The 18,223-nt window shown below is 38.4% G+C and carries 16 protein-coding genes; 13 read left to right on the top strand and 3 right to left on the bottom strand.

The genetic code is table 11. From position 1 onward, the window contains the following. Positions 1-70 precede the first annotated feature (70 nt). The 8 genes from F598_RS0113810 to F598_RS0113775 all read left to right on the top strand — a co-directional run bounded on the left by F598_RS0113810 (position 71) and on the right by F598_RS0113775 (position 11,736). Positions 71-703: a DUF4159 domain-containing protein gene (locus tag F598_RS0113810; RefSeq protein ID WP_019039663.1), complete on the top strand. Its 633-nt coding sequence runs from the start codon at positions 71-73 to the stop codon at positions 701-703. A 10-nt stretch (positions 704-713) separates the two neighbouring features. Further along, complete coding sequence (locus F598_RS0113805; RefSeq protein WP_019039662.1) at positions 714-1,718, top strand: AAA family ATPase; 1,005 nt, start codon at positions 714-716, stop codon at positions 1,716-1,718. A gap of 4 nt (positions 1,719-1,722) precedes the next feature. Next, complete coding sequence (locus F598_RS0113800; RefSeq protein ID WP_019039661.1) at positions 1,723-2,619, top strand: DUF58 domain-containing protein; 897 nt, start codon at positions 1,723-1,725, stop codon at positions 2,617-2,619. Position 2,620: 1 nt separating this feature from the next. Further along, complete coding sequence (locus tag F598_RS0113795) at positions 2,621-3,868, top strand: BatA domain-containing protein (RefSeq protein ID WP_019039660.1); 1,248 nt, start codon at positions 2,621-2,623, stop codon at positions 3,866-3,868. Beyond that, the gene (locus tag F598_RS0113790) at positions 3,865-6,090 is read left to right on the top strand and encodes a hypothetical protein (RefSeq protein WP_019039659.1); all 2,226 of its coding nucleotides are present in this window, start codon (positions 3,865-3,867) and stop codon (positions 6,088-6,090) included. Before F598_RS0113795 ends, F598_RS0113790 begins: the two co-directional genes overlap by 4 nt. Continuing rightward, the gene (locus F598_RS0113785) at positions 6,087-7,829 is read left to right on the top strand and encodes a hypothetical protein (RefSeq protein ID WP_019039658.1); all 1,743 of its coding nucleotides are present in this window, start codon (positions 6,087-6,089) and stop codon (positions 7,827-7,829) included. The genes F598_RS0113790 and F598_RS0113785 overlap by 4 nt, the downstream gene beginning before the upstream one ends. Before the next feature lie 132 nt (positions 7,830-7,961). Further along, positions 7,962-10,373 carry a zinc-dependent metalloprotease gene (locus F598_RS0113780; RefSeq protein WP_019039657.1) on the top strand — a complete coding sequence of 804 codons (2,412 nt, stop codon included), beginning with the start codon at positions 7,962-7,964 and terminating at the stop codon, positions 10,371-10,373. Positions 10,374-10,401: 28 nt separating this feature from the next. Next, the gene (locus F598_RS0113775; protein ID WP_019039656.1) at positions 10,402-11,736 is read left to right on the top strand and encodes a M24 family metallopeptidase; all 1,335 of its coding nucleotides are present in this window, start codon (positions 10,402-10,404) and stop codon (positions 11,734-11,736) included. Between the two features lie 39 nt (positions 11,737-11,775). On the opposite strand, the gene F598_RS14675 is transcribed toward F598_RS0113775, so the two are convergent. Beyond that, positions 11,776-12,546 carry a pentapeptide repeat-containing protein gene (locus tag F598_RS14675; protein WP_033408715.1) on the bottom strand — a complete coding sequence of 257 codons (771 nt, stop codon included), beginning with the start codon at positions 12,544-12,546 and terminating at the stop codon, positions 11,776-11,778. Between the two features lie 294 nt (positions 12,547-12,840). Between F598_RS14675 and F598_RS0113765 the strand changes: the two genes are divergently transcribed. Both F598_RS0113765 and F598_RS0113760 read left to right on the top strand, forming a co-directional pair. Then, entirely contained in the window at positions 12,841-13,440 is a 600-nt protein-coding gene (locus F598_RS0113765) for a hypothetical protein (protein WP_157595024.1), read from the top strand. Positions 13,441-13,501: 61 nt separating this feature from the next. Further along, complete coding sequence (locus F598_RS0113760) at positions 13,502-13,927, top strand: nucleoside deaminase (RefSeq protein WP_019039653.1); 426 nt, start codon at positions 13,502-13,504, stop codon at positions 13,925-13,927. On the opposite strand, the gene F598_RS0113755 is transcribed toward F598_RS0113760, so the two are convergent. Further along, a complete protein-coding gene (locus tag F598_RS0113755; RefSeq protein WP_019039652.1) occupies positions 13,924-14,190 on the bottom strand; it encodes a hypothetical protein in 267 nt (88 codons plus the stop codon). The genes F598_RS0113760 and F598_RS0113755 overlap by 4 nt on opposite strands. A gap of 83 nt (positions 14,191-14,273) precedes the next feature. Beyond that, positions 14,274-14,837 carry a DUF6642 family protein gene (locus F598_RS0113750; protein ID WP_019039651.1) on the bottom strand — a complete coding sequence of 188 codons (564 nt, stop codon included), beginning with the start codon at positions 14,835-14,837 and terminating at the stop codon, positions 14,274-14,276. 230 nt (positions 14,838-15,067) lie between these two features. Between F598_RS0113750 and F598_RS0113745 the strand changes: the two genes are divergently transcribed. From F598_RS0113745 to F598_RS14990, 3 genes are all read left to right on the top strand, one after another. Then, positions 15,068-15,604 carry a 1-acyl-sn-glycerol-3-phosphate acyltransferase gene (locus F598_RS0113745; protein ID WP_019039650.1) on the top strand — a complete coding sequence of 179 codons (537 nt, stop codon included), beginning with the start codon at positions 15,068-15,070 and terminating at the stop codon, positions 15,602-15,604. Positions 15,605-15,793: 189 nt separating this feature from the next. Beyond that, positions 15,794-17,584 carry a tyrosine-type recombinase/integrase gene (locus tag F598_RS15750; protein WP_019039648.1) on the top strand — a complete coding sequence of 597 codons (1,791 nt, stop codon included), beginning with the start codon at positions 15,794-15,796 and terminating at the stop codon, positions 17,582-17,584. Between the two features lie 86 nt (positions 17,585-17,670). After that, the gene (locus F598_RS14990) at positions 17,671-18,111 is read left to right on the top strand and encodes a hypothetical protein (RefSeq protein ID WP_019039647.1); all 441 of its coding nucleotides are present in this window, start codon (positions 17,671-17,673) and stop codon (positions 18,109-18,111) included. Positions 18,112-18,223: the final 112 nt, after the last annotated feature.

Raw genomic sequence — 18,223 nt, 5'->3', positions numbered from 1 at the left:
CAGAAAAGAGTCCTAAATTCAAACTCCAGTAATTAAAACACAGTCTATTTGTGAGTTAAGATCAAAATTAATGACTACAAGCTTAAATAATAGTTTTTTCTTTACAAGACTACAATACGAATCTGGAGATTGGGATGTCGACCAACGCATGCCCTCTAATTTATTGAACTCACTTGTAGAGTATACTACTTTAGAAGTGAACACTTTAGAAAATATAGTGCCTTTAAGCAGTGAAGAAATTTTTAAGTGTCCCTTCTGTTATATTTCCGGGCATAAATTGGTAGAATTCACAAGTAAAGAAGAGTCAAATTTCGAGCAATACATTAAAAACGGCGGTTTTGTGTTTGCAGACGATTGCAATCATGATATCGATGGGCTATTTGCAAAATCATTCGAACGACAGATGGAAAAAATTTTCGGACCTGAAGCTCTAGTGAAACTATCAAACAACCATGAACTTTATAAAGTGTTTTTCGAATTCGACGATGGACCTCCAACAACTTCTCAGGAACTTAATGGCTGGGGGGATGATCTGGTTCACGATTATTTAAAAGCTATCATTATTGATGGAAGAATTGGCGTTTTATACAGCAATAAAGATTACGGTTGTGAATGGGATTACGATTTCAGAAATAAGCGATTTTATAAAATAGACAATACCAGATTTGGAGTTAACATTGTCATGTATGCTCTAACCTCATAAACTCTAAGAAATGAATAAATCCCTCTCAAATTTGGAACTAGAAGTAAATGATTTAACCGAGAAGTTAAATGATCTAAAAGCTGAAATTTCCAAGGTTATTGTGGGTCAGACAGACACAATCGATCAATTACTTATCACCTTTTTAGCAGGTGGTCATGCTTTACTGGAAGGAGTACCAGGTTTGGCTAAAACCTTAATGATACGGACGCTTTCACAAGCCATTTCCTTAAAATTCAATCGAATTCAGTTTACTCCGGATTTGATGCCTTCTGATATTATTGGCACAGAAATCCTTGAAGAAGATCACACCACGGGAAAGAAGTTCTTTGAATTTAACAAAGGTCCCATCTTTGCAAACATTATACTTGCCGATGAAATAAATCGTACTCCACCAAAAACACAGGCGGCTTTACTTGAAGCCATGCAAGAGTTTGAAGTCACTTATTCAGGTAAAACCTACTCCTTAGATCGTCCTTTTTTTATTCTAGCGACTCAAAATCCGATTGAGCAATCTGGAACCTTTCCTTTACCAGAAGCTCAACAGGATAGGTTTTTATTCTATATAAAAATTGGATATCCCACTGAAAGTGAAGAAAATAAAATTTTAACCGATACCACAGGAACCAAAGGTGAAAAAATTAAGCCAGTGCTTGGTGGTGCTGAAATATTAAGATTACAGCAACTGGTGAGAGAGGTGCCAATTAGTGATGAGTTAATCTCCTTTGTCAATACTTTGATACGAGCTACTCGCCCAGAAAGCACTACTCATGAATACGTCAAAGAATGGGTGAGCTGGGGAGCTGGCCCAAGAGCTGGTCAGGCCTTAATCCTTACTGCAAAAGCAAGAGCACTACTCCATGGAAGATTAGCGGTAACTCCAGAAGACCTTAAACATTGTGCTTATCCCGTGCTTCGGCATAGAGTCATTGTTAACTTTAAGGCAGAAGCTGAAGGTATCTATGCTGATGATGTCACATCAGAATTACTAAGCTCTATAACGCCAGTTAAATCTTAATAAAGTGAAAAAGGATTACAGACAATTATTGAAGCCAGAAATCATCAATAGTATAAGTGGTTTGTCACTTATATCAAGACTGGTGGTAGATGGTCACTTGTCTGGACATCATCACAGCCGAAGGCTGGGATCTGGCATGGAGTTTAGCCAATACCGAGGCTATGAAGTTGGAGATGATCTTCGTCTCCTGGATTGGAAAATGTTAGCCCGTTCTGGAAGATATTATATTAAGCAGTCTGAAGTCGAAACACACATTTCAGTTAAATTTGTTATAGATGCCAGCCAATCGATGCAGCACGAAGAACAGGGACTCAGCAAAATTGATTTTGCTAGGGTGATGACAGCATCTTTAGCCTGGCTTGCACATTCTCAGGGTGATGCCGTAGGCTTATATGCTTTGAATAATTACAAGTTGCGGTACCTTCAACCAAAGGTTCAGAAGAAACACTTTAATAGATTATTACAAGAACTTATCAATATTGAAACCGAAGGCAAATGGCCAGCTAATTTTAAAGACATTGAAAAAATCCACAACAGGAACCATAAAGAATTGATATTCTTTATTACAGATCTTCACGAAGAAACGGAAGAACTTAGCAGTGTAATTACAAAATTAAAAACTTCAAAAAATGAAGTTGTCGTTCTTCATATTCTGGGAAAAAATGAATTGGATTTCAATTATGAAGGTGCTTTGATATTTGAAGATCTTGAAAGTGGCGTCACCATGGAGATCGAAGCTGAGAAGGCACGAACATCGTACCTTAAAACAATGACAAAGGCCATCGATTTAATGAAACAACACATATTGAATAATGCAATACATTATCAATTGATCAACCTTAACGACCCTTTGGAAAAGCCACTTCAAATGCTCCTTAAGACCCGACAAAAATTAATCTAGTATGTTTTTTCTCAACCCTTCTTTTTTGTGGGCATTAATAGGACTTGGCGTCCCCTTAGCCATTCATATCTGGAGTAAAAAACAGGAAAAACACATTAAAGTTGGAAGCATAAAATATTTACAGGAATCGGATGCTCAAAAAAGCAGAAGCCTTAAGATCAATGAGATCGCCCTCCTCCTACTTAGGATGCTACTGATTGCTCTTCTGGTTTTTATATTATCGAAACCGCGGTTACCTGGAGAGAAAGATTCATCTTCTTTAACCTATATCGTGGAAGCTTCATTACTGGACTCTCCAAATCTGAAAAAGCTTGTGGATAGTCTAAATCAAAAAAAAGAAGTCCGTTTATTAGAAAACAACTTTCCGATTTATACAGAAGATTATGAAAGTTCTGATTTAAAAAGTGATTTAGACTACTGGCAACTAGGCAGAGCTATGCAAAACCTTAACACCGACAGTATAATTGTGTTTACCAATGCATTTCTAAAACACATTAAGGGAAAGCGGCCAGCACTTCAAAACCATATCAACTGGGTACCAATTGGTCAAGTTCAACCTACAACAACTTTGGTTGGGATAATCAAACGAGGAGTTGAAAATGAATTGATTTCGGTTTCTAGCACTTCAAATAGTTTAAAATTTATAAAAAGGAAGAAAGAAGTAAACAGTACAATGACCGATTCACTTCCTAGCATAGAAGCTGATACTATACGTATAAACTTAGTTGCTGAAGGAAAATTAAATCAAGAAGGCCGTTATCTAAAAATGGTCTTTTCGGCTATAGCAAACTACCTCAACCATCCTATTGAAATCAACTCCGTTAATAAAAAAGAGATTTTAAAATCAAACTCGCCAGAGCTGCTCATCTGGCTAAGTCAAGATCCGGTTCCGGAGACTACAGCAAAAGTGTTGAGGTTTAAGGAGGATGCTTTGGCCTCATCATTAATCATGAAGGGGGAAAACGATCAGGATTACATTTTAACCTCCGCTCTAAATTCAGAAAATATTGTAAATGAGCGGTTAGGCATAGAATTAATAGATATACTAAAACCCTACTCAAGTCTGGAACAGGCCGCAATGCCACTAGATGAACGAGTGATGGGTATGGATCAACTACAAACCCGTCTAAAAAAACGATCAAGCCTAGAATTAAATCAAAACGGACAGGATTTTTCCGAATATTTATGGATTGGTTTTTTTATATTACTTTGTTCTGAACGTTTATTATCAAAGCATAGAAAACAATGAATTCAACCGGGAAAACGCTTTTGATACAATTTAAAAAACAATGGCAGCTACTGCTATGGTTGGAGGTTGTCTTATTTGCTATTGGGTTCTTTTTATTGATAGGCTTCCTCTCTGGCAATTGGCTGTGGAGTGGCCTTTTTGGTATCATTATAAGTGTAGCTGTTCTTTTGGTTAAAAAACCCTGGAAGATCGACTTACAAAAAGTAAGTAAACATATAGATCATAACTCAAATCAGTTAGAATTCTCTACAGGGCTGTTACTCCATCAGGCTGAGGAACTCAGCGGTGTTGCTCAGCTTCAGCAGCAAAAGATTTCAAAAATCTTAAGTACCGAAATAAAAAACATCAAACCCAAACATCATTTAGGAGCAGCTTTACTTACCGCCATTTTATTAGCTGGTGTTGGCTACTTAGGCTTTTATACCGGGGTGACTAATAATTCTGGTCTTAAACCAACAAAAGATCCTAATAGTGGATCGATAAATTTTATACCCACAGATTCTTCTGCCATAGAAGTAGATAAGCCAGTTCTGAATTCACAAGAGGTTACAATTACTTATCCTCCCTACACCAATCTTCCGAAAAAGACCGCTTCCAGGATGAACATTAAAGCTGTTGAAGGCTCTACAGTGAGCTGGAATCTGAATTTTAATGGACCAATAGATTCAGTCAGTTTAGAAAGTACAGGAGGAGTCAAACCTTTACAGAAGAAGGGATCTTTATACAAGGGAAGTACAGTTTTAGAAAACTCTGGATTTTACAATTTCAAATTTAAAGATTCCACAGGAAGAACCTACATCTCAGATTTGTATGCTATTGAAGTGTTGACAGATCAATCTCCTGTAATTCGCATTCAGGATTTAAAACAGTTTACCTCATTTGATTTTAATGAAGATAAAAACCTCAATCTTAATAGCATAATCACCGATGATTTTGGGATAAATAAGGCCTACATTATTGCTACTGTGAGTAAAGGTAGCGGAGAATCTGTAAAATTCAGGGAAGAACAACTACAATTCGACACCAGGATTGTGAAAGGTAAAAAGGAACTCAGATTAAAAAAGTTGATTCATTTAGACAGTATGAATATGGGGCCTGGTGATGAGCTATACTTTTATGTAGAGGCTAAAGACAATAGGTTTCCTAAGGCGAATAGATCTAGGAGTCAAACTTATTTTGCTGTGATAAAAGACACAACAGATTATGGGATGGGTGTAGAAACTGGTATGGGCGTGGACCTCATGCCCGATTATTTTAGAAGCCAGCGACAGCTGATCATAGACACTAAAAAACTAATAAGCCAGCGAGGAAAGATACCGACTCAGAAATTTAACTCCACTAGTAATGAATTAGGATTCGATCAAAAATCATTACGACTTAAATACGGACAGTTTATGGGAGATGAAGCTGAGGGCAGCATCAGTCAAACAGAATCTTCCACCATGGGTGAAGATCACGATCATGGTGAAGATCCGCTGGAAGGTTATACCCACGACCACGATAGCGAAAATGAACATAACCTGGTTGAGGAAACTCACGACCACGACCACGATCATGATGATGAAACCGCTGGAGGTGAGAACAGTATAGAAAACTATATGCACAACCATGGTGACCCAGAATCTGCAACTTTATTTACTGATAACCTCAAGGCTAAATTAAGACGGGCTTTAAATATCATGTGGGATGCTGAATTGCACTTACGGCTTAATGAGCCAGAACAGTCTTTGCCTTATCAATATGAAGCTCTGGAATTGATTCAGGACATCAAAAACAGTGCAAGAATTTACGTTCACCGCATTGGGTTTGATCCCCCTCCAATTAAGGAGGAGGCAAGATTAAGTGGTGACCTTGAAAACGTGAATACCATGCGTAAACAGGAAACGATAGAGACTACAGATAATTTTACTTACATCAAAACAAGTATAAAGAGACTCGAAATCCTGAAGCGCTCCGATCTCAAAATCAGTGAAGCGGACAGGTCTCTTTTTCAAAAAGCAAGAGAAGAACTCTCACAACAGGCTATAGAAAATCCAGGGCGTTACCTGACCACACTTCAAGAGCTTAAGAAACTGACAGAGCTTCAAAACATAAAAGTTGAATTAGTGAGGGAGGTCCAAAAAGGCTTGTTAAAAAGTATACCTCAGCAAACCCCAGAACCTCAAAAGACTTCTCAATTCTATGGAGAGCTCGATGTAACTATTATGAAAGCTCTGGAATGAATACAAGTCTTACTTTCTTAAATTCATCTTGGTTTTGGCCGGCTCTTGTCGGCTGGCTGATTTTAATGTTGGTGTTTTTCTGGAAAGAATGGAAGACTTCCGGCCGTCATCGCCTGGTTTTAAAAATGCTACTTGCAGGCATTGCACTCACCTCTCTTCTGCTGGTTATTCTAGAACCAGCTTTGGAAAAGCCTGCAAAAGATAAAGTGATTATCCTTATAACAGAACACTTTGATCAGGATCAACTGGATAGCCTACAAAAAAAACATAAAGAAGCAATGCTCATAGACTACAGGCAAGAACAAGACTTGCTGAATTTAAAGGAGGCCAGTCAAATTTTTGTTTTAGGCAGTGGTCTTGCTGACTATGATTTGCATCTACTTGAAAACCTCCACGTGGACTTCTTACCAGGTCAATTCACTCCAGGAATTATAAAACTCAATTATAATAAGCAAAACCAAACAGGGGATATATTAAACATACGTGGTGAATTTGTCAGACCTACATCGGGTAGAAAGCTTTTTTTAGAAGATGCCGCGGGAAATGCCTTAGACTCTGTAAAATTATCTCCAGGACAAAGCCAACAATTTTCTTTATCAACCCCCCTAAAGGTGCAAGGAGACTACATTTACAAACTTTCAGAAAAGGATTCTACAGGTCAACTAATCAAGTCTGATCCACTGCCTTTAAGTGCTTACACTTCAAAACCTTTAGACATTCTGATTTTTGCATATCAACCTACTTTTGAAATTAAATATTTAAAAAATTTCCTCGCCGAACAGGAACATGCTCTAGCGGTTAAATCCCGCATCACAAGAAACAGATTTAAATATGAATATTTCAATAGGCCAAAGAAAAATATATCCAGGTTTAACTCAGCGATGCTTGAGGATTTTGATTTATTAATCATTGATAAGGCAAGTTTGAAATCGATTTCAGCATCTCAACAAATTACTCTCCTGAGGTCGATAGAAAACGATGGGCTCGGGCTTCTGATGTTGGGAAATACAGAAGATTCTGGTTTAAATCCAGGGCTTAAGGATATATTATTTGAAACCGACAGAACAAGTGAAGTTACATTGAATCATTTACCAGAGGAAAGCTTTAGCAAGGAGGCCTTTAAATTGCAGCCCAAATTTGGTTTAAAAGAAATTCACAAATCAGATTCTGATATCATTAGTGCCTATTATCGCAAAGGTAAAGGTCGAATAGGAACAACAGTGCTAACCCAAACCTGGCAACTGAAACTGGAAGGAAAAGAAGAGGCCTATCAACAGGTTTGGTCTGAACTGCTGGAGCAACTCAGCAAAAGGGAGTCGCAAACTATCATTTGGACTGCAATGCAGCAGTTTGCATTTATAGATGAGCCGTTTAAGTTTGAGCTACAAACCAGTATTAAAGACCCTAAAGTATGGACCGAAGAGAAGTACCAGGTCCCCTTACGTCAGGATTTATATATTCCTGAACGTTGGAAAACCAGAATTTACCCTAAAACTTTAGGGTGGCATGAGTTGAAAGCTGAACAAGATTCACTTTCTGTTTTTAAGTATTATGTCCATCAAAACCAAGACTGGAAAAATATAATAGCCTATCAGAACCGAGAAAACAACAAAAGGTTTTTTTCTGAACAACAGGTAGAAAAAAATCAGGAAACCAACTTAGCAGCCATCCATCCGATTTGGTTTTTTATAGTGTTCCTTTTGGCTATAGGCGGCTTGTGGTTTGAGCCAAAATTATAAAAGCATTCAATTTTATATTGAATTCATTTAGGGTCTTAAGTTTAAGTCTTATTTTACAGCTGAAAAATCTGATAATTATTTAAAGCCCTTAATATTTGAAGTTACTTTTTATAACTCTATAATTCTTAAATTATGAATAAGCTGATTTACCTTTCTTTACTATTGATCACTTTAACAGGCTATTCTCAGTCTTTTGAGACCCTAAAGGAAAAAGAAGACCTTAAAAAGTATGAAGGTTATTTTGATTTTTGGTACTCTGAAGAGGAAGACAAGATTTACCTGAAGGTAGATCAACTCGATCAGGAATTTATTTATGTGCATTCCCTTACCAGCGGCTTAGGCTCCAACGATATTGGTTTAGATCGAGGGCAACTTGGCGGAACGGCGATCGTTAAATTTCAAAGGGCAGGAAATAAGCTTTTACTGATGCAACCCAATCAGGATTATAGAGCCAATACAGACAATGAACTGGAACGCCGAAGCGTTGAGCAGGCCTTCGCCAAGTCGGTGTTATTTGGTTTTGAAATAAAAGAAGAACAAGAAGGGACCTTTCTAATCGATTTTACTCCATTCTTGATGCAAGATACCCATGGGGTTTCCAGGCGATTGAAGCAACAACAGCAAGGCAGTTACAGCATAGACCAAAGTAAAAGTGCTCTAGCCATGCAACGAACCAAAGCTTTTCCTAAGAATACAGAATTTGAAGCCTTGCTCACCTTCACTGGAACTGCACAAGGCAGAAACATCAGGTCGGTAGCACCCGATGCTTCCAACTTAACGGTGACTCAGCACCACAGTTTTGTAAAATTACCAGAAGAGGGTTTTTCACCAAGAAAATTTGATCCTAACAGCGGTTCCATTTTTATAAGTTTTCAGGATTACGCCACACCCATTTACGAACCCTTAGCCAAGCGTTTCAGCATTCGTCATCGGTTAGAAAAAAAGAATCCTGAAGCCAAAGTTAGTGAGGCCAAAGAGCCAATTGTCTATTATTTGGATCCCGGCACTCCAGAACCCGTCAAATCGGCTTTACTGGAAGGGGCTAAGTGGTGGAACCAGGCCTACGAAGCTATTGGATACAAGGATGCCTTTCAGGTGAAGGTACTGCCTAAAGAGGCAGATCCTATGGATTTACGTTATAACATGATTCAATGGGTACACAGGTCTACTCGTGGCTGGAGTTATGGTGCCAGTGTCGTTGATCCAAGAACCGGGGAAATATTAAAAGGTCACGTTAGTTTAGGGAGTCTAAGAATTCGCCAGGATTATATGATTGCTCAGGCCCTTATGAATCGACCTTTTGCCACTTCAGATGATAATTACGAGCCTATGCTAGAGATGGCACTAGCAAGAATACGACAGCTTTCGGCTCATGAAGTAGGACACACGCTAGGCTTTGCCCATAATTTTGCCGCTAGTAGCGATGAAGATGCCAGCGTGATGGATTACCCCCATCCTAATTTAAAATTTAAAGGAAATCAGATTGATTTCTCTAAGGCTTATGATACTGGAATTGGCGAATGGGATAAAATTACGGTGGCTTACAGTTACGGTAATCCAAAACCTAACCAAACTGAAGAGGAGTATCTAAAGTCGGTTTTAAAACAGGCTGAAAGTTCTAATTTGCAGTTTATAAGCGATAGAGATGCAAGAGCCCAGGGAGGCGCTCATGCTTACGCTCACCTTTGGGATAATGGTGAAAGTGCCACCAAAGAATTAAACCGAATTCTGGAGCTACGGCAAACCGCTATCAATAATTTTTCTGAAGATAACATCAAAACAGGACAAGCTTATTCCGTACTTGAAGATGTATTTGTTCCTCTTTATTTTTATCATCGTTATCAAACTGAAGCAGCTAGCAAAGTGATAGGCGGATTAGATTATAATTATGCGACCAAGGGAGGTGATTTAAAATTGGTCAGTACGGTTTCTAAAACAGATCAAACTAAAGCCTTGAAGGCGGTCCTAAAAACTTTGGATGCTGAAACACTAGCCATTCCTGAACGAATTTTGAAATTATTTCCTCCACGCGCATTCGGCTACTCGAGAAGTCGAGAATCGTTTAAAAGCAATGCCAGTGTAAGTTTTGACGCTTTGGGAGCAGCTGCTACAGCTAGTGATATGACTTTAGGCCTATTGCTCCATCCAGAACGTGCCAACCGATTGATTCAGCAGCAAGCGTTGGACGCTTCAGCCCTAAGTTTAGAGGACATTTTAAAAGCGCTGGTTGAAAGCACGTTTGAAAACGTACCTAAAAGCGACTACCTAACCGAAATACAGCATACTATTAACTATAACGTGCTGAAGCATCTAATGAATCTCTCGGCTTCAAACCAGAGCATTCCTCAGGTAAAAGCTCTGGCTAACCAAGCCTTGAAACAGCTGAAAGACAGCTATCAGGGGGAGGGCTCGGCAATGGGTTTAGAAGTAGTGTATCGCATTGATAAATTTATGGATGAACCAGAAAAATTTGAGGTATTCCCTTCTCCTTCTATTCCAGACGGGAGCCCTATTGGAAGCTTTCAATGTTTACATGAAAATTAAATCATAAAGTCCAATCAAATACATAAATATGAAATTTATTAGCCCTTTACTAATCCTTGTTCTCTGTTTCATCACTGGATGTCAGAATACAGGAGAGCCAAAAGAATCGACGACTTCTAGCATCGACCCTGAAGCCTACTGGGGCGAGAATCCATGGCCAGAAATCAGAAAACAACGTATTAATGAACTGCTGCCTCAAGCCCTAAAAGCTGCGGAGGTCGATTGCTGGATTGTGATTTGCAGAGAAAATAATAATGATCCTATCGCCGATCATATTGGAGGAGAAAATGCGGGAGGCACGGCGGCCTTTTTATTTTATAATGACGACACAGGCTTTCATTCCAGAGTGTTCTCCCCTTCGGGAGAAGCTACGGCTTTGGCTGACTTAAAAATTCATGATACTGTTGTACCGGTGGAACGCGGAACTTCGGCGGTAAAAAAAGCTGCTGAATTTATTAAAGCGCAAAGCTTTAAGTCCATTGCTATCAATTCGTCTTCTACCAATTCTATAGCCGATGGCCTATCCTACTCTCAGCGAATGGATCTGGAGGAAAAGCTAGGCGAAGCTTCAAAGCTTCTGGTACCTTCTACGGAGCTGGTCTATCAATGGCTCTCCGTAAAACTTCCGGCAGAAGTGGACATACTTAGAAAAGCCGCTCAGCTGACGGCAGATTGGCAGATTGAAGCTTATAAGCAAGTAGTTCCAGGACAGAGTACCGATGCTGACATTGCCAGGTTTTTAAAGCAAAAAATGGCAACCTATGGTGTCAAAGACGGCTGGTCACCAGACCAAAACCCCAATGTCAATTCTGGGGCCGATCGAGGGCATTCTCATGCTACCGATAAGGTGATTATGCCTGGAGATGTGATACAAATTGACTTTGGAATCAAGGTTTACGACCGCTGGGTGAGCGATATACAGCGATTTGCTTACGTTTTAAAAGATGGAGAAACCGAAGCCCCTGAAGACATTGCCTACTATTGGGAGAGTGCTAAGGCTGGAAACCGAGCAGCACTCCAAGCCATGAAACCTGGAGTAAAGGGTGTGGATGTGGACAGAGCACAACGTGTACTCATGGAAAAAGCAGAATCTGACTACGTGATGTGGAGCACTGGCCATCCTGTAGGCTATGTAGCTCACGACGTCGGTCCCAATCTAGGTGGATCTCAGGCTTCTCACGTGAGGCCAGCAGCCCAAAAGGTAATCAAAGAAGGAATGACCTTTGCTTTTGATGGATTTCATGCCTGGACCTTGGAAGATGGCGGGGTGAAAACTATTTCTGTAGAAGAGATGGCTGTTGTGAAAGAAGATGGTGCAGCGTATTTAATCAGCCCTCAGGAAGACTTGATCTTAATCCCGTAACCTTCAATCTACAAGTCGAAATAGTCTTGATGACTAGTTCTAATTTCTGTTTTTTAGCAGGTAAGAATTAAAACTCTGGCCTTCAATCTTGGTATATTTAAAGTCTTCGTCACCATTAAAATTGACATTGTCCAAATTTAGTGGTTCTGAAAATTCTGAATATTTGAAATTGGCTAAGTCTCCAAAAGTAGCACCTTCAAAAGTGACTCCCTTTGGAAAATTAGCATATTTGAAATTAGCCTCCTCGGCGAAGCTGGCTGATGAAAAATTAGGTTGGTCTTTAAATTTGGAATACTTAAAATTTGCTTCTTCTTCGAAAACAGAATTACTAAAATCTGGACCATTAGAGAAATTAGCATATTTGAAATTGGCCTCTTCATCAAAAGTGCTTTCAGAAAATGCCGCTTCGTCATTGAATTTGGAATACTTAAACTCCGTATCTTCATTAAACACACAGTTTTTGAAGCTTACGTCTTCATTAAAATGGGCTATATACACTGCATCATTATCATTATAATAGGCTAAGACTTCCCCCTCGAAAGTACAATTGATAAATTCAATGTTCACATTTACTTTACTTTCAAATTTATCATCATCACCAAACCAGCCAAACCAGCTATCCCCTTCTTTAACTTGTTCTCGTGTCTCTACCGACGTAAAGTCTAATGTATACTCAATAGTCATATTTTCATATCGTACGTCTTCCCCCCTATTAATCTGATCTATAATTTCATCGGCAGTAATGGATTGAGCCTTGGATTGAAACAGGACTGATAATACTAATAAAGAAGTAAGCATTAAATGTTTCATGAGTTTAAATTTTAGATTGGATTAATAAATGCTCTAAATTATAATAAATTGATTTTAAGTTAAATATAATCATTTTCTTAAAAGACCTGAGCCTATGATATCAATTCTACTATAAAATTTTAAACCCCATGTCACTAAGTTTGTTTGCGAATCTCACTTCAATAAACAAAGTAATCATCTTTAAGGACCATCTGACTTTGGACCTGGTTTATGGATTAAGGTCTTTGAGAATAGTTTTCCTTTTAAAAAAACTTTTAACTTTAGAATCCTAACATATAACTATACCTTGTCTCCATGATGTTAAAGCGATATATCCTCCTATTTTTAGTTATAAGCTGCTGCTTATCCTGTGCTAGTGATGAAAAGAAAAGGCCTTCTGCTTCTGATTTAGAATATTATAAAATTGAGAAGTTAAAGGGTGCATTTCCACTTCCCAGAAGCTTTGTTGGAGTTTCCAGAGAGGAATTATCTTCTTATTCCTCTAGATTTAATGTTGAAGCCGTCCAGGAATTTCTTAAAGCCTCTGAAAACTTACCGCAGGCTCATTTTAGCCAGGTTTTTGCCCCTAACGGATTTGTAAGCGTTTTGCCAGCTGTGCAAAGGATCCCAATCAGAAAAGAGTTTTCTACCATGTTTGTCAACCTCATTGAAACCCAGGCTTATGGAGTTAAGACCGGAATTTTAAGCTATGATATTGTACAGAATAAGTTTTTGAGTGTGGGCCAGAGCAAAGCTTTTAAACTTAAAATACGGGCAAGCATTGAGGATGCTGACGTTTACACAACGCATTACCTCATCACGACTCCTCATGAATCCTTAATTGTGATTGAACATTCTAAAGATGAAGCTGATTTGCAGGATGCAATTGCTACTTATATGATTAAGAATAGTTAGACAGCGATTGAATTGAAAACCGATCTATTCTTAGTAGATTTAAAACTTAAATTAGGTTAACATGAATTCTAAAGATCGGGAGTACTGGATACAAAAAGCCATTGAACAAGCAAAATTGAATGAAACGCCTTTTGGAGCCATTATTGTGGATCCGGAAGGGAGACATGTTGGTGCTTATAATACAACATCTAAAGACGGACCCGCTGCTCATGCCGAAATCAACGTCATTCAACTTATGAGTCAATTAGATGTTGAAGATCCCAGAGCACTAACGCTCTATTCCACAGTAGAACCCTGTCCTATGTGCATGAGTGCCATAGTGTGGGCTGGCATTGGCCAGGTGGTCTTTGGAGCGTCAATAGACGATGCCGCTAATTTCGGGAAGCAGCTGCACATCAGTAGCAAACAAATCGCAGAACTTGCCTGGTACCCTATCCAAGTAGAAGGAGGTGTGCTTAAAGATGAGTGTAAACGACTCTTTACTTAATGTTTCGCTTTTAGTTCCTCAAGGTAGTTTCTCCATACCTCTTCGGCAGATTTCATGTTTTCATTGCGATGTGGATGGTGTTTGGAGCGCTGTTCCATCGTCACGCAAATTTGCTTAGCATGATTGACTGTAATTTCATCATTGGCTATTAATTGTTTCACTTTCTCGACGCTTTCTTCTGCAGTTTGCCTGTCTTTAAATCCCAAACCCTCTACAGTGGTTTCTGGATTATCGTCGGTGTATAAATTTTCTGATTTTTCCATGATATATAAAATTATAATTTATTAATACAAGCACTTTAGGTTTAAACCTTGCTAGTTCTCAATTTCTGGCTAGAAACCTTAACTTAATAATACAATCTAAAGTCTAACAATTTACAAAGTTTATAATGCTTTTGAAACATCTGCTCCACCACTTCCCTCAACTCGTCATTCTCGTTAAATAAACTGAAGAACACGCGATCTATCGTAAAGGCACTACTTATGCTTTGGGATGGAAATCCATAACCCGAAATTGCTCTGGCTCCAGTGACGTCCAAAAAATACTGACATTCTTCATCGGTAAGGTCCAGGACTTTCCTGTTTGCAAAATGAATCACCTTCCCTTTCATTTGCCCCTCAAACAGCTCGGCGATCTCTTCTATACTGTAATAATAGCCATTGATTAATATGTTGTTGGCTTCCCCAGGAAGCACCAGGTAAATAATTTCATAATCCTGAAAATGATGATCATCGTAGAGAAGAAAATTCAGGTTTTCCTCTAAGTCTTCTATAGTATCGCAGGCTTTATATATGCTTGCAATTCCCTGTGCTAAAGCTATATCCTCCAGAATCTTTATTACTTCTGAATCCTGTTCACTTTCGGCATCAGGAACTGCTTCAAGGCAGTAGATAAAATTTTCTGTCTCCATAGATAGCTGCATTTAAGCCTATGTAAACTTATAAGTTTTTTGGAAGATAAAGGTGATGGTTGATAGTCTTGATATTCCTTTAATAGATGTCTAAATCATCACTATTTATGAGGTAAAATCTTAGATAGGGTTGATAGAGTTCAACACCCATCAGGTCATAAGTAAGTTTGAAATTCCATCAAAAAAAGTTGGTTTTAGCTATCTTGTGGGCTCCAAATAAAAAGGTGTAAATGCGGATCATAAAATTTATTTTTCTGAAACTTATGGGCTGGAACGTGCAGGGGCATATGTCAAAAGACGTTAAAAAAACAGTTGTAATCGTCCTTCCGCATACGAGCTGGCATGATTTCTACATCGGAGCCTTCACTCGTAAAATCATAGATCTTCCCATACAGTATGTCGCCAAAAAGGAGCTTTTTGACTCCCCATTTGGCTGGTATTTTAAATGGATGGGAGGCGAACCGATAGAGCGTTCTTCCAGTCAGAATAAAGTAGAACAGATCGTCGACCTTTTTTCTTCTAAGGAAGAATTTAGATTAGCTATAGCTCCGGAGGGAACCCGTAAAAAAGTAACCTCCTGGAAAACCGGATTTTATTATATCGCCTACCAGGCCCAGGTGCCCATCACTTGTGTGGCCTTCGATTATTCTACAAAGACCGTAAAAATAGCAGAGCCTTTTTATACTACCGGAAATTATGAAGTAGACCTGAAGGAGCTCCAAAACTTTTATAAGGGAGTAGTGGGTAGAGTTCCAGAATTCACTTAGTATTAAATTCAAAAAGAGGTATAAACCCGTTTGCTAAGATGTAGCTCATGCTAGTAATCTTTTCAATATCAATACAATTTCTTGCTTTGTAAGCAAAAAATAATTTCAAAAACAGTCCTACCAAAATCATTATTTTTATATCTTAGTGTTATAAACTACCACGTGGTGATGTCGATTTAAATGGGACTCATGGTGGCGGAGCCTTATCCAATGGTGATTCGTTTAGAAAAAATATGGCATAGAGAAGCTTTTAGAATTGCGGCATTCTTTAACTATGATGCAGAATTGATTGCTAAGTTTAAAGCTATTGGGGCCACTTATAGCAAAACGCATAACTGCTGGTACGTCGATTATTCTAAAAAACACTATAAACTCATAAAAGAACAATTTAAAAATCACACTTTAGTTACCTCCTCTAGCACTTTATCTGAACCTAAACAGGCAAGCGTTGAAAATCAACGTCAAGATTTGCCCATAACGCCAAAGCAGCGTGCACGACCAGAAATTAGCTCATCAAAAGCGATTTCTTCGGTACATAAATCTCATCGCCCTGAGATTGACCCTAGGTTAAAATTGAAAGTTTTGGATGATGTTGGAAAGTACTGGGTTTTAAAACTCAATTATATTTCAACTTATGTCAAGGCTTTGAAAAAGGTTAAAGGAGTCTTTTGGAATAGCTCCCACAAAGTCTACATGGTGTATCGACATCCAAAAGTCAAGCAGAAGGTAGAAGCTATTTTTGGAGTTGCCTTATTTAATGATAGCTATTATAATTCTAAAGAATTTAAAAGGCCTTTGAAAGTTGAATTATTTAGTTACAAAGCTGATGAGAGGTATCTGGTTGTAAAATTTACAGATGATTTTAGGCTTGTAGATAATTTAAGACGGATGGCTTATAGCAAGTACAGTAAACCTTTGAATGCCTACTTACTTCCAGCTACCCCTAAAAATTTGGAAGCTTTGAAGTTGTTTTTAAGCGAACTCAATTGTAACATCTCTATCAATGTTCCTGCATCCTATTTTAAAGCCTCTAAACAGATCAACCACAAATCTCATAGCCTAGGTACGACTAAAACTCAGCTTTTGGATACAGTACCCAAAAAAGCAAGAGCCTTTGTTGATGAGCTGATAGATATGCTCATGGCTATGAATTATAGTGTTTCCACGCTGAAGTCCTATACGGGTGCTTTCATTAATTTTTTGAGACACCATGCTTACGAGGATCCTTCATTAATTGAGAGAAAGCAAGTGATAAAATACCTGAGCCAGCTTTCTGAATTGGGATTGAAGTCCTCTAGTGGTCACATGATTGTGAATGCGCTTAAGTTTTACTACAAACATGTCCTGGAGTGGGATAACACTCAGCAGTGGACTATCCCCAGGCCAAAAAAAGAAAAGACCTTACCAAAGGTGCTTACGGTAGAGGAATGCAGACGTATATTTGATGCCGTGAAACAGCCAAAACACAAACTGATACTGCTTCTAGCCTATGGAGCTGGTTTACGGGTGAGTGAAGTATGCCAACTGCGATGGAGAGATATCGACTTTGGTGCTTTTAAAATTACAGTGCTGTCTGGTAAAGGCAAAAAGGACCGACAGGTCATGTTGCCTCATTCTATTCTAGAGTTTATGCATACCTATCGAAACATGTACAAAACAGATACCTATGTTTTTGAAGGACAAGTGAAGGGACAGCCTTACTCTACTTCGAGTTGTGGAGCTATAATGCGAAAGGCAGTTAGCGATGCTAATATCGGAAAAAAAGTCGGTATTCATGCCTTACGGCATAGTTTTGCGACGCATTTGCTAGAGTCTGGTACCGATATTCGTTTTATACAAAAATTTCTTGGCCATAGCAGTATTAAGACTACCACCATCTATACGCATGTAAGCCAGCGAAGTGTAAAGCATATTGAGAGTCCGTTGGATAAAATGACGTCTTTAAAATCTAAATCTGATTCTACTAACTCCTCCAAATGAAGTATATTTACTTAAATAAAATAAAAAAGTTACTATATCCTGAGGATATATACTAGTTGTAGCACATTTGAGAAAAACCTGAGTAAATGACAAAAATTAGAGTAGAACGAAATTCTGAATGGAATAATAAAGCTCGTGCAATCGGAATTTATATTGACGGAGAAAAAGTCGGAATAATAAATGATGGAGAAACTAAAGAGTATGAAGTTGAAAATGGAAAACACGAAGTTTTTGCGAAAATTGATTGGTGTAGAAGTCCAAAAATAAAATTGCATCTAACCGAAAATAAAACGAAATCATTAAAGTTGAGCGGATTTAAATACGGAAAATGGATTTTACCAACTTTACTTGGAATAATGTTATTGTATTTTTTAGGAAAATACGCCCTTAATACTGACTTGAACTTCTTGATTTGGATTGTAGTAATCGGATTTTTGTATCCAATATATCACATAACATTTGGAAAAAACAGATACTTAATATTAGCTGAAAAGAAAAATAAAAACGTGCTACAACAGAGTGTATAGCTCATTGCGACTGAATTTTCTACCGAAAATTCCACGCAATGTCCTATCTTTCAGCCACGGCTGAAAGACTTGCGCCAGTTTGTTCGCAACGAAGCCATACACACGAACGTTG

The sequence above is a fragment of the Psychroflexus tropicus DSM 15496 genome, from assembly GCF_000378765.1.
Taxonomy (GTDB): domain Bacteria; phylum Bacteroidota; class Bacteroidia; order Flavobacteriales; family Flavobacteriaceae; genus Psychroflexus; species Psychroflexus tropicus.
The sequence above is the reverse complement of the archived record's forward strand: the minus strand, read 5'-3'. Positions and strand labels throughout refer to the sequence as shown.